The organism is Mesorhizobium sp. CA4 (assembly GCF_020165075.1).
Taxonomy (GTDB): Bacteria; Pseudomonadota; Alphaproteobacteria; order Rhizobiales; family Rhizobiaceae; genus Mesorhizobium.
Window position 1 is genome coordinate 25,933 of the sequence record NZ_JAIUHK010000017.1, and the last position, 12,663, is coordinate 38,595.

The window sequence follows — 12,663 nt, forward strand, 5'->3', positions numbered from 1 at the left end:
AAGCGCCGCCCTAAAGCGCCGAAAGCGTCTCCGGCGGAGTGGGGGCGTCCAGTACCGGCGCGGCCTGGAACGCCTTGGTCATGTCCCGCAGGGTCTGGCTGGTGCGGCTCGAAAGCACCGGCGGGCGTTCGGCCTCGGCCTGCGCTGCCGCCGCGTCGGCTTCCTTCTTTGCCGCTTCCTCTGCCTTGGCCGCGACCTCCGGATCGACCCACGGATGATCGAGACCGGGGATCGGCTTCAGGTCGATGTTCTGGTGCGCATAGACCATGAGCCGCTGCCAGACCATCGCCGGCAGCGTGCCGCCGGTCATCTTGTTGGTCGGCGTGAAGTCGTCGTTGCCGAGCCAGACCGCGGCCGTGTAATTGCCGGTGAAGCCGACGAACCAGGCGTCGCGATAGGATTGCGTGGTGCCTGTCTTGCCGGCGACGACGATATTGGGAAGCTGGGCGCGCCGTGCCGTGCCGATCGCCGGCACCGCCGCCAGCATCGTGTTCATGTATTTCAGTGCCTTTTCCGACAGCACGCGGTGCGGCGGCGGCGCATCCTTGGCCCAGTCATAGACCACCTCGCCGGTGCGGGTGACGAGCTGGGTGATGCCATGGCGGGAGCCGACGAAACCGTTCTGGGCAAAGACGCTGTAGCCGGTGGCCTGATCCATCACCGTCATGCCCGATGTGCCGAGCACCATGGTCTTGTGCGATTCCAGCGGCGATTCGACGCCCATCGATTCCGCCATCGCCTTGATCGGACCGATGCCCAGGTAATCCTTGGCGAGCCGCACCGGCACGGTGTTGATCGATTTGGCGATCGCCGTGATCAGCGTGACATTGCCGGCCGAGCCGCCATTGTAATTGTGCGGCGACCAGCCGCCCCATGTGATCGCGCCGCCCGAAACGACCGAATCCGGCGTGAAGCCATGCTCCATCGCGGTGGCGTAGACATAGGGCTTGAAGGAGGAGCCGGTCTGGCGCAGCGCTTTGGTGGCGCGGTTGAACTGGCTGGTGCCATAGTCGCGGCCGCCGACGATGGCGCGAACCGCGCCATTGGTCTCGATCACCACCACCGCGCCTTCGGTGACGTTGTATTCCTTGCCGAACTGCCGGAGATGGAACTCGACCGACTCTTCCGCGGCCTTCTGGATGTTGGCGTCGAAAGTGGTGTGGGCGACCAACGAATGCTGGCCGGGCTTGGCGATCTTCTTCACCTCGTCGAAGGCCCAGTCGAGGAAATAATCCGGGCTCTTCTGCTCGCCGCGGTCGACGACGTCGGCCGGATGCAGCCGCGCCTGCAGTACCTGGCCCTCGGTCATGAAGCCGGCGTCGACCAGGTTGGACAACACCACATTGGCGCGTGCGCGCGCCGCCGGCAGGTTGATGTGCGGGGCGTATTTGGTCGGCGCCTTGAACAGGCCGGCCAGCATCGCCGCTTCGGCAAGGCTTAGATCCTTGACGCTTTTGCCGAAATAGAAATCCGCCGCCGCCTCGATGCCGAACGTGCCGCCGCCCATATAGGCGCGGTCGAGATAGAGCTGCAGGATCTCCTTCTTGGACAGGTTCGCTTCCAGCCATAGCGACAGGAAGGCTTCCTTGATCTTGCGCTCCAACGTGCGCTCGTTGGACAGGAACAGGTTCTTGGCGAGCTGCTGCGTGATGCTGGAGCCACCCTGGACCACCGAATTGGCGCGCATATTCTCGAAGAGCGCGCGCGACAGGCCGAGAATGTCGATGCCGTAATGGTCGAAGAAACGCCGGTCCTCGGTCGCCAGCACCGACTTGATCACGATATCGGGCATCTCGTCGACCGGCACGGAATCGCGCTGGATGATGCCGCGCTGGCCGATCTCGTTGCCGTAGCGGTCCAGGAAGGTCACGGCGAAATCGCCCTGACTGCGCCAGTCGCCGGCGGTGATGTCGAAGGCCGGCATGGCGAGCGCCAACAGCACCACGAAGCCGCCGGCGCCCATGGTGAAACCTTCGCTCAGCACCTCGATGATGGCGCGGCGCCAGCCACGCACACGGAAACGGCGGGAAAAGATGGTCGCCGCTTCCCAGAATTCGCGCGCTTTGAAGCTGATCTCATAGAGCGAGGAATCGAGCCACGCGTCGACGGCAAGAGCCGCCGAGGCGATCCGGCCTCTTCTCTTGCGTGGTTTCGAAGGACTTGCCATTCCAGACTTCCGCCCCAACGCGCTTTCGCCCGAAAACAGCATGCGGGCAGTTTCAGGGTGGCACCCTGTCAAACTATTCGACCATTTTATCACCGCTCACAAGGGCAGCGAAGTCACAGCACAAGCTTTGTTGATTGGAGGTGCGCGGGCCGTTAACGGCCGATCGATATCACCGCGCCGCGATGAAGCGCATGAAATGCGCCACATCCGCTTCGGTTGGTTCCTGGCCGGTGAAGGAGCGCAGATACGCGGCGAGATGGCTGACGCGCGCCTCTACCGGTTCCTTGAGGTCGAGCACGTAATAGCCGATCTGCATGTAGTAGAGGACGCGGGCGCGGATGAAGGCGTCCTCGCTTTCATAGCCGTGCCGGCGGTACATGTCGCGTATGGCAAGCAGACGCTCCTCGTCGGCCTTGTCGATCATGCGCCGCACATCGTCGGAGCGCCTTGCCCACTCGCGGACGGCGAAGTCGAGCCGCGGGTCGAACAGGCGCTCGTCGGCCCAGCATTCGAAGACGTTCATCACCCCCATGATGATGGTGTCGGCCGGCCGGCGGGCACGCTCGACGATCGCCGCGGTGTTGGTCTCGTGCCAATGCTTGAGCAACTGGTCGAGCAGGTCCTGCCGGCTTTCGAAATACCAGTAGAAGCTGGAGCGCGAGACGCGGAGCTTCTGTCCCAGCGTCAGCACGCGCACGCTCTCGATGCCGTCGGAAATCAACGTCTGCAGCGCGACGTTGATCCAGTCCGCGCGGGTCACCTTGATATTGCCGGGCGCCGGCTCGTCCTGGGGAACTGTCATCGTCATGGCCGAACAAGTGGCACGGTACGGGGCGGCGCGCAAGCTCTGGACAGAAGTGTCTAGACACAGATGTCCAAGAGATATATCGTGAGGGCCTCCAACGAGAGGGAGAGGCTCGTGAAGTCGCATTACCGGGCAGTGGTCATCGGAGGAGGCGTGGTCGGCGCCTCGGTGCTCTATCACTTGACGCGTTTTGGCTGGCGCGATGTGGCACTGATCGAGCGCGCCGAGCTGACCGCGGGCTCGACCTGGCATGCCGCGGCCGGGTTCCACGCGCTCAACGCCGATCCCAATATCGCGGCGCTGCAGGACTACACGATCAAGCTCTATCGCGAGATCGAGGCCGAATCCGGCCAGAATGCCGGTCTGCACATGACAGGCGGCGTCAACATGGCAAGCGACCCGCAGCGCTGGGAGTGGCTGAAATCGGCCTGGGCGGTATTCCAGTCGATCGGCATCGAGACCGCGCGACTGGTGACGCCGGAGGAAATCAAGGAGATCTGCCCGATCGTGGATGTGAATGGCGTGCTGGGCGGGCTCTATGATTCCAACGAGGGCCATCTCGACCCCTATGGCACAACACACGCCTATGCCGGCGCCGCGAAGAAGCGCGGCGCCGACGTCATCCTGCGCAACCGCGTCGTCGAGCTGATGCAGCGCGCCGACGGCGGCTGGGACATCGTCACCGAGAAGGGCACGATCGTCGCCGAGCACGTTGTCAACGCCGGCGGTCTTTGGGCCAAGCAGGTCGGGCTGATGGCCGGCGTCGACCTGCCGGTGACGCCGATGGAGCATCATTATTTCGTCACCGAGGACATTCCGGAAATCGCCGCCCTCGACAAGGAACTCGGCCTGGCCGTCGATCTCGACGGCTTCTCCTATCTTCGCCAGGAACGGAAGGGCGTGCTGCTTGGCGTCTACGAGCAGAACCCGAAACACTGGAACATGGACGGTGCGCCCTGGGATTACGGCATCGAGCTGATCCCGGAGGATATCGATCGCATCAGTCCCGAGCTTGCCAAGGCCTATGAGCGCTTTCCATGTCTGGGCACGGTCGGCATCCGCAAATGGGTCAACGGCGCCTTCACCTTCACGCCGGACGGCAATCCGCTGGTCGGCCCGGTCAGAGGGCTGAGGAACTACTGGGTCGCCTGCGGCGTCATGGCCGGCTTCAGCCAGGGCGGCGGCGTCGGCAAGTCGTTGGCCGAATGGATGATTTATGGCGAGCCGCAAGCCGATATCTTCGGCATGGACATCGCCCGCTACGGCGCCTTCGCCGCCAACCGCGAGTATCTCCGGCAAACCACGGGCCAGTTCTATGCCCGCCGCTTCGTCATGACCTTCCCCAACGAGCGCCTGTCTGCCGGCCGGCCGCTGAAGCGTCCCGGCGCCTATGACCGTATGAGCGCCGCCGGGGCCGAGTGGACAGCCTCATGGGGTCTGGAAATTCCGGCCTATTTCGCGCCGATGGGGTTTCGGGAGCAGACGACGCTGAAGCGCTCCAATGCTTTCGAGATCGTCGGCGACGAGGTGCTTCAGGTCCGCCGCGCCGCCGGCCTTGTCGATACCACGGCCTTCTCGCGCTACGCTGTGTCGGGCCCCCGTGCAGAGGCCTGGCTCGACCGGCTGCTTGCCTGCCGGCTGCCGAAGCCCGGCCGCGCGAAGTTGGCGCCGATGCTTGGCTCCGACGGCAGGCTGAAGGGCGACCTCACTGTGCTCAACTGGGGCCGCGGCGAATACTGGATCATGGGCTCCTACTATTTGCGCGAATTCCACATGCGCTGGTTCGAGGCGCACATTACCGAAGGCGTCTCCGTCACCGACATCTCGGACGCCATGTCCGGCTTCCTTGTCACCGGTCGTAACGCACGCCGGATCGTCGAACGCACCACGCATCAGGTCGTCTCGGCGGCAGCCTTGCCGTTCATGGCTTGCGGCGAATTCGACATCGGCATGGTGCACGCCCGGGTGGCCCGGCTGTCCATCGCCGGCGAGCTCGGTTTCGAGATCAACTGCCCGGCCACCCTGCATTCGGGCCTGCGCGAAACGCTGCTCGCCGCCGGCGAGGATCTCGGCCTGGCCGAGATCGGCTATTACGCCCTGAATTCGCTCCGGCTGGAAAAGAGCTTTGGCATCTGGTCGCGCGAGTTCACGCAAGGCTACACACCCGGCCAGACCGGCCTCGACCGCTTCATCGCTTTCGACAAGGGCGGTTTCATCGGCCGCGAGGCGGCGCTGAAAGAGCGCGAAGCCGGCGTCTCGCGACGAATCGTGACGCTTGAGGTCGACGCTTTCGACGCCGACGCCAGCGGCTTCGAGCCGGTCTGGTCCAAAGGCCGGCGCGTCGGCTTCGTCACCTCCGGCGGCTACGGTTACAGCATCGGCAAGAGCATCGCCCTGGCGTTGGTCGATGACGGTTTCGCCGGGGAGGGGACCGAGCTTTCCGTACACATTGTCGGGGTCGAACGGCCGGCGCGCGTCATCGCGGCCTCGCCCTACGACCCCGAAGGCAAGGGGATGCGGCAATGAGGAGGAACCGCCATGATCGATGAGGCCGCACGTGATCTCAGGCGCGAGCGCCGGCGGGGACGCACCGGCGAGGCGGGCAGCGAATCGAGCCGGCACCCGAACTACCGGTCGCTGAAGAACCCCTTCCTGCCGCAGCCGATCTTTTCCGACGACCAGGTCGCGAACATCCACCATACCGCGCTGCGCGTGCTGGAAGAGCTCGGCATCAAGGTGCTGCTGCCCGAGGCCCGCGCCATTTACGCCAAGGCCGGTGCTTTGGTCGACGAAGACAGCCAGATGGTCAGGATCGGCCGCGACATGGTCGAGGCAGCACTTGCTTCGGCGCCGCGCTCCATTCCGGCACTCGGCGGCGATCGCTCGCGCGACCTGACGCTCGAGCTCGGCTCGATGACCTTTCTGGCCGGCTCCGGCGCCCCCAATGTCACCGATCTCGAGCGGGGACGCCGGCCGGGCACGCTCCAGGCTTTTGAGGAATTCGTCAAGCTGGTCCAGCATTTCGACGTGCTGCACATGCTCGGGCCCTGCGTCGAGCCGCAGGACATCGACAACCGCTTGCGCCACTATGCCGTCAACCGCGCGCAACTGACGCTGTCGGACAAGTTCCCCTTCATCTTTGCGCGCGGCACGCCGCAGGTCGAGGACGGTTTCGAGATGATCCGCCTGGCGCGTGGCCTTTCGCACGACGAGTTCCGCGCCGGCGCCCACTGTTACACCGTCATCAACACCAACTCGCCGCGCCAGCTGGACATCCCGATGGCGCAGGGCATCATCGACTTCGCCAAGGCCGGCCAGGTCCTGGTCATCACGCCTTTCTGCCTGGCCGGCGCCATGGCGCCGATCACAGTCGCCGGCGCGCTGACCTTGCAGCATGCCGAGGCGCTGGCCGGGTTGACGTTGGCCCAGATCGTGCGGCCCGGCGCGCCGGTGGTCTATGGCTCCTTCTCCTCCAATGTCGACATGAAGTCCGGCGCGCCGGCCTTCGGCACGCCGGAACACATCAAGGCGACGCTTGGGGCGGGGCAGCTCGCCCGCTATACAGGCCTGCCTTGGCGTTCCGGCGGCGGCAGCGCGGCCAACGTCTCCGATGCGCAGGCCGCGCACGAGACGCAGTTCGCGCTATGGGGCTCGGTGTTGGCCGGCGCCACCATCTGCATCCACTCCGCCGGCTGGCTGGAAGGCGGCCTGAGCGTCTCCCTGGAAAAGCTGATCACCGATGTCGAAGCGCTGCAGACGGTCGCCGAGCTTTGCGCCACGACGCCGGGCGACGCCGACGCCATCGGCTTCGAAGCGATTGCCGAAGTGCAGCCCGGCGGTCATTTCTTCTCGGCCGCGCACACGATGGCCCGCTACCGCACCGCCTTTTACGAGCCGCTGGTCGCCGACTGGTCGAATTTCGGCAACTGGACGCAATCCGGTTCGAAGACGGCGACGGAGCGCGCGACCGGCATCTGGAAGCGGATCCTCGCCGACTTCCAGCCGCCAGCCTCCGCCGCCGCCACTGCGGGTGTGCTCGACGAGTTCATTGCCAAGCGCACCGAAGAAGGCGGCGCGGCTCCGGTGTCGTGATTTGACGAAAACGTAACAAATTCGAGACCTTCGCCGTTCACGTTATAGCTGGGACGATTCGCGATCTGGCATCGGATCGCGAGCGCGGCTACGTTGCCGGAGATTGGCGTGGCGCGGAGACATGTTTGGCGATGGACGGTAGATGACGGCGCCTGGCGATTTGATGCAGGCCTTGTTCCTGAGGCTGAAAACCGACGCGTCGCTGTCGGCGCTGCTCGGCGGCGCGGGCCTGCTCGAGCGTGCAGACGCCAAGACCGCTTATCCGCATGTCACCTACGGCCGCACCAGCGCCTTCGACCTCGAGACCGGCGCCGACAATGACAATGACCAGCTTGTCACCTTGCATATCTGGTCGAAAGCCCAAGGCGAGGCCGAGACGCGCCTCATCATGGACAGTATCAAGGCGCGCCTCGATGGCGCCGCCCTTTCCATCGGCTCGCGCAGCCAGACGCGGCTGTCGCTGGAATTTGCCGAGGCGCGCTATGACGAGGACCTTGCGGTCTATCACGGGTTGCTGCGCTTCCGCGCGCTGACCCAGGAAAGCGCATAGGGTGTGTTGAGATTCAGGTCAGGCCGAGCCGGAGTCGAAGACGGGCGCGAAGCGACCAAACTAGGTGGCTTCCGAGAACCGGAGCGGAGCGTACTTAAGGTACGTGAGCACCGGAAGCGGAGGAAGCCGGCATTTGCAGGCCGGCCTCACCTGAATATCAACACACCCTAAAGCTGCGCCTGGATCGCGGCCTTGTCGATGACCGACCAGACCTCCCTTATGCGGCTGTCGTGGAACTCGTAGAACACGTTTTCGGCAAAGCTGACGCGCTTGCCGTGGACCGGCAGGCCGAACAGCACGCCCTTAGGCCGGCAGTCGAAATGCAGGCGCGCCGCCAAGCGCGGCGGCTCCGAAATCAGCAGCTCGATGTTGAAGCGCAGGTCGGGAATGGCCTCAAAATCGCCCTCAAGCATGCGGCGATAGCCCGAAAGGCCGATCGTCTCGCCATTATACTGCACCTCCTCGCCGACGAAGCGGCCGAGACTGCCCCAGTCCTGGTCATTCAGGCAGGCGATGTAGCCCCGGTAGAGATCGACAATATCCTCGCGCGTCATCGCATCCTCCCATGGCCGTTCGGCGTTTCTACACTAGGTAGCGCGGGGGGCGGAATGGGCAGGCCAAAGAGCGTAGCGGATCGACTGTTTTTCCGGTTATGAATTCAAAGCCGGGATTGGGGCCGCACGCGCAGGGGGAATGGCGGGCATGGATTTTCGATCGTTCACCGTTCATTTCACGTTCAGCCCATATGCGTTAGAACCGTGATCATGAAAAATTTTGGCTTTCACCTCCGCAAAGCAGCGCTGGCGCTTGCCGCAGCCGGCCTCTTTGTGTCGCAGACGACGGCGATGCCGGTCATCGACCCGTCGGTCGACCAACCGGTCGTGCTTGCCGCCAACGATTGCTACGCGATCGGCCAGCAGGTCGCCGCGCAGAATGGCGGTACGTTGGCCAAGGCCTCGCAGGTGACGCGGGGCGGCCAGCAGGTCTGCGTCATCGTCGTGCTCGTTCCCGGTAAGGATGGACAGCGTCCGCGCCGCTCGGAAATCGTCGTTCCGATGGGCTGACCCTCTCGTTTCCCTGGTCGGCGGAATCGGCCTATACCTCTACCCAACAACAGGCTTCAACCCATGCGCGTGCTCGTCGTCGAGGATGACAAGGATCTCAACCGGCAACTGGCCGAAGCGCTGGTCGATGCCGGCTATGTGGTCGACCGCGCCTATGACGGCGAGGAGGGGCACTTCCTCGGCGACACCGAGCCTTACGATGCCGTGGTCCTCGATATCGGCCTGCCGCAGATGGATGGCATCAGCGTCGTCGAGCGTTGGCGCCGCGGCGGCCGCAAGATGCCGGTTCTGATCCTCACCGCGCGTGACCGCTGGAGCGACAAGGTCGCCGGCATCGACGCCGGCGCCGACGATTATGTGACAAAGCCCTTCCATATCGAGGAGGTGCTGGCCCGGGTCCGGGCGCTGATCCGTCGCGCGGCGGGCCATGCTTCGTCCGAGCTTACCTGCGGACCGCTGCGGCTGGACACCAAGGCGTCCAAGGCCGACGTGAACGGCGTGCCGCTCAAGCTCACCTCGCACGAGTTCCGGCTGCTCGCCTATCTGATGCATCATATGGGCGAGGTGGTGTCGCGCACCGAACTGGTCGAGCATCTCTACGACCAGGATTTCGACCGCGATTCTAACACCATCGAGGTGTTTGTCGGCAGACTTCGCAAGAAGATGGGCATCGACATGATCGAAACCGTGCGTGGCATGGGCTATCGCATGCGTGAGCCGGAGGCGTGACGCGGAACCGCTGAAGCCAACGATGAGAACGTGGCTTTCAAGGCTGCGGCTCTGGCCGCGCTCGCTGACCTTTCGCGTCATCGCCTTCTCAACCATCTGGGCGATCCTGACGCTGGTCGTCATCTTCACCCTCATCACCACGCTTTACCGCCAGGCCAGCGAACGCGGCTTCGACAGCCTGCTTTCGGCGCATCTGTTCAACCTGATCGGCTCCGTCGGCATTTCCGACAGCGGCGCGCTGACCGGCTCGCCCGACCTTGGCGACCTGCGCTTTTCCGAGCCGAATTCCGGCTGGTACTGGTCGGTGGAGCCCGCCTCCGAAGGCGTGCATGGCGAAATCCATTCCTCCTCGATGACGACCTCGCTGCCGTCGCCGAGCGTGGCGGAGGTGCCTTTCAACGCGAATTTCCAGCGCAGCTACTCGATGGCAGGCATCAAGGGCGAGCGGCTCGAAGTGTTCGAGAGCGAGTTCGTGCTGGACGCCAAGAACCGCGCGGCCCGCTTCCGCGTCATGGGCAACCACAGCGAGCTCGAACAGGAGATCGCGAGCTTCCAGCGCCGCCTGCTCACCTATCTCTCGCTGTTCGGCGTCGGCATGATCGCCATCAACGCTATCGCCATTCTGCTGGGTCTCCAGCCTTTGCGCCGGGTCCGCAACGCGTTGGCCATGGTGCGCGAAGGCACCGCGCAGCGGCTCGACGGCAGCTTCCCGGCCGAGATCGAGCCGCTGGCCAGCGAGACCAACGCGCTGATCGAGAACAACCGGCGCATCGTCGAGCGCTCGCGCACGCAGGTCGGTAACCTTGCCCATTCGCTGAAGACGCCTTTGGCCGTGCTGATCAACGAAGGGCGCGCGCTCGGCGGCGCCAAGGGCCAGTTGATCGCCGAGCAGGCTGCCTCCATGCAGAAACAGGTCGACCACTATCTGCAGCGCGCGCGTGTCGCCGCGCAGCGCGACAGCGTCGTCTTCCGCACGCCGGTTTCGCCGCTGGTCGAGCGCATGGTGCGCGTTCTGCGCAAGCTCAACCCGCAAACCGTGCTGACGCTGTCCCTGCCGTCGGCCGAGATCGTCTTTGCGGGTGAGCGCGAGGATCTCGAGGAACTGCTCGGCAATCTGCTCGACAATGCGATGAAATGGGCAAAGAGTTCTGTTGCCGTGACGATCGCCACTATTTCGGGGAGCGGCAACCTGTTTGAGATCGTTATAGAGGATGACGGTCCGGGCATTCCCGAGGACAGCGCCCGGGAGGTATTGAAGCGTGGCAAAAGACTGGACGAGACGAAGCCGGGAACGGGGCTTGGCCTTGCCATTGTCGCCGACCTCGTCAACGAGTATGGAGGCTCGCTGGCGCTGGAACGGTCCGGCATGGGCGGCTTGAGGGTGGTGGTGAGATTGCGGAGCCTTCAGTGATGTTTTTCATCGGTTTGCGTGCGGCTGCCAATGGCCAAATTTCCGACAAATATCAACACTATGGCGATGAAAACCTCCTGATGGCGCGCCCCCAGTCCATCCAGTTCCATCCCGCTGAAGAGAACCGGTTGTCGGCATGAAGATTCGCGTCGCGCTCGTTTCCGCCCTGCTCGCTATTTCCGGCTGCACGACGCTGGGCAAGGGTGGCCCGACCTCTCCTGTCACGCCTGTTTCCACGCCGCCGACCGGCGGCAAGGTATCGACCAGCATCGTTTCGGCCATGAATGGCGGGCTCATCGGCGGGTCGATCGGCTCGGGCCTCAGCGATGCCGAAAAGCGCAAGGGCTTGGAAGCGGAATACAAGGCGCTGGAATACAACACCAGTGGCCAGAAGGTGACGTGGAAGAGCGACAACTCCTCGCATTATGGCGAGGTCGTCGCGGCCCAGCCCTACCGGGTAGGCTCGCAGGATTGCCGCCAGTACACCCACACCGTCTATACAAGCGGCGCGGGCGTCACCGCGCGCGGCACGGCCTGCCGCAACGCCGACGGCAGCTGGACGCCGCTGAGCTAGAAGACAAGCCGGGCCTGCCTAATTATTTGCTCGGGTTGAGTTCGTTCAAGGCCGGGCGGCGCGCCCGCCGTCAAAGCGTCGCACGCTGGTCGTGTTGGCAGGACAGGGCTCTGCCGTTATTGGAATGGGCATGCTGTTCTGGGTCATAGCCGCAATCCTCACGCTGGGCGCCAGCCTGGCGGTGCTGTTGCCGCTTACCGGCGGCATGAAAGGCGCGTCGCCGGCCGGCGATCACGATCTCGAAGTCTATCGCGACCAGCTGTCCGAGCTCGACCGCGACATGGCGCGCGGCCTGATCCAGCCCGGCGAGGCCGAGGAGGCGCGTGCCGAGATCGGCCGCCGCATCCTGCGTCTGGGCGCGGCTGTGCAACCGGGCGCCGCAATGCCCAAGCCCTCGCGCAGCGCCAGATGGGTCGCCAGCGTGGCCGTGCTTGCGGTTCCCCTGCTGAGCTGGGGGCTTTACGGCATGCTCGGCTCTCCCGATCTGCCTTCGCAGCCGCTTGCCGAACGTCTGGCCAAGAACCCGGCCGATTCCTCGGTCGACGAACTGGTCGCCCGCGCTGAAGCCCATCTCGCCGCCAATCCGTCGGACGGCAAGGGTTGGGACGTGCTGGCGCCGATCTATCTTCGGCTGCAGCGCTTTCCTGACGCCGTGACCGCCTACCGCAACGCCATCCGCCTCGACGGCGACAGCGCCGTGCGCCAGTCGGGTCTTGGCGAGGCGATCGCCGGCGCTGCAGGCGGCATCGTTTCGGCCGACGCTCAAAAAGCCTTCGAGGCAGCCCTGAAGCTCGATCCGGCCAACGCCAAGGCGAATTTCTACCTGGCGGTGGGCCTCGCCCAGGAAGGCAAGAAGGCCGATGCCGTTGCCACCTGGCAAAAGATGCTCGGCCAACTCGCGCCGGATTCGCCTTGGCGCAGCGCCGTCCAGCAGGCGCTTGTCGAGGCCGGGGAGTCCGCTGTCGCCGATGCCGCGCCGGCCAACGGCCCCGACGCGCAACAGGTGGAAGCCGCGCAGCAGATGTCGCCGCAGGACCGGCAGGCGATGATCGAGACCATGGTCGCCGGTCTCGACGGCAAATTGAAGCAGAATCCCCGCGACGAGGAAGGATGGATGCGGCTCATCCGTTCCTATGTCGTGCTTGGCAAGGCCGACCAGGCGCGCGACGCGCTCGGCCGCGCTGTCGCCGCCTTTGGCGCGGACAGTGAACAGGCCAAGAAATTCACCGCCTTCGCCGCCTCGCTCGGCGTGACGGCGACGGAGTAAGGCA

General features: G+C 64.7%; 12 protein-coding genes. 9 read left to right on the plus strand and 3 right to left on the minus strand.

From position 1 onward, the window contains the following. Positions 1-10: 10 nt before the first annotated feature. Complete coding sequence (locus LB528_RS15590) at positions 11-2,167, minus strand: transglycosylase domain-containing protein (RefSeq protein WP_224715430.1); 2,157 nt, start codon at positions 2,165-2,167, stop codon at positions 11-13. A 169-nt stretch (positions 2,168-2,336) separates the two neighbouring features. After that, entirely contained in the window at positions 2,337-2,975 is a 639-nt protein-coding gene (locus LB528_RS15595; protein ID WP_224715431.1) for a TetR/AcrR family transcriptional regulator, read from the minus strand. Positions 2,976-3,086: 111 nt separating this feature from the next. Between LB528_RS15595 and LB528_RS15600 the strand changes: the two genes are divergently transcribed. The 3 genes from LB528_RS15600 to LB528_RS15610 all read left to right on the plus strand — a co-directional run bounded on the left by LB528_RS15600 (position 3,087) and on the right by LB528_RS15610 (position 7,614). Then, the gene (locus LB528_RS15600) at positions 3,087-5,498 is read left to right on the plus strand and encodes an FAD-dependent oxidoreductase (protein ID WP_224715432.1); all 2,412 of its coding nucleotides are present in this window, start codon (positions 3,087-3,089) and stop codon (positions 5,496-5,498) included. Positions 5,499-5,510: 12 nt separating this feature from the next. Further along, entirely contained in the window at positions 5,511-7,064 is a 1,554-nt protein-coding gene (locus LB528_RS15605; RefSeq protein WP_224715433.1) for a trimethylamine methyltransferase family protein, read from the plus strand. A gap of 142 nt (positions 7,065-7,206) precedes the next feature. After that, the gene (locus LB528_RS15610) at positions 7,207-7,614 is read left to right on the plus strand and encodes a DUF3168 domain-containing protein (protein WP_224512341.1); all 408 of its coding nucleotides are present in this window, start codon (positions 7,207-7,209) and stop codon (positions 7,612-7,614) included. A 167-nt stretch (positions 7,615-7,781) separates the two neighbouring features. Here LB528_RS15610 and LB528_RS15615 read toward each other — a convergent pair whose 3' ends face one another. After that, positions 7,782-8,168 (minus strand): ester cyclase, encoded by a 387-nt coding sequence (locus LB528_RS15615; protein ID WP_224715434.1) that lies wholly within the window; start codon positions 8,166-8,168, stop codon positions 7,782-7,784. Between the two features lie 210 nt (positions 8,169-8,378). Between LB528_RS15615 and LB528_RS15620 the strand changes: the two genes are divergently transcribed. From LB528_RS15620 to ccmI, 6 genes are all read left to right on the plus strand, one after another. Further along, positions 8,379-8,678 (plus strand): hypothetical protein, encoded by a 300-nt coding sequence (locus tag LB528_RS15620; protein ID WP_224512345.1) that lies wholly within the window; start codon positions 8,379-8,381, stop codon positions 8,676-8,678. A 63-nt stretch (positions 8,679-8,741) separates the two neighbouring features. After that, the gene (locus tag LB528_RS15625) at positions 8,742-9,407 is read left to right on the plus strand and encodes a response regulator transcription factor (RefSeq protein WP_040991360.1); all 666 of its coding nucleotides are present in this window, start codon (positions 8,742-8,744) and stop codon (positions 9,405-9,407) included. Positions 9,408-9,429: 22 nt separating this feature from the next. After that, positions 9,430-10,818: an ATP-binding protein gene (locus LB528_RS15630; RefSeq protein WP_224715435.1), complete on the plus strand. Its 1,389-nt coding sequence runs from the start codon at positions 9,430-9,432 to the stop codon at positions 10,816-10,818. After that, entirely contained in the window at positions 10,815-10,958 is a 144-nt protein-coding gene (locus LB528_RS15635) for a hypothetical protein (RefSeq protein ID WP_224512348.1), read from the plus strand. Before LB528_RS15630 ends, LB528_RS15635 begins: the two co-directional genes overlap by 4 nt. Further along, the gene (locus LB528_RS15640) at positions 10,955-11,392 is read left to right on the plus strand and encodes a hypothetical protein (protein WP_224512350.1); all 438 of its coding nucleotides are present in this window, start codon (positions 10,955-10,957) and stop codon (positions 11,390-11,392) included. Before LB528_RS15635 ends, LB528_RS15640 begins: the two co-directional genes overlap by 4 nt. A 130-nt stretch (positions 11,393-11,522) precedes the next feature. Continuing rightward, positions 11,523-12,659 (plus strand): c-type cytochrome biogenesis protein CcmI, encoded by a 1,137-nt coding sequence (gene ccmI / locus LB528_RS15645; protein ID WP_224512352.1) that lies wholly within the window; start codon positions 11,523-11,525, stop codon positions 12,657-12,659. Positions 12,660-12,663: the final 4 nt, after the last annotated feature.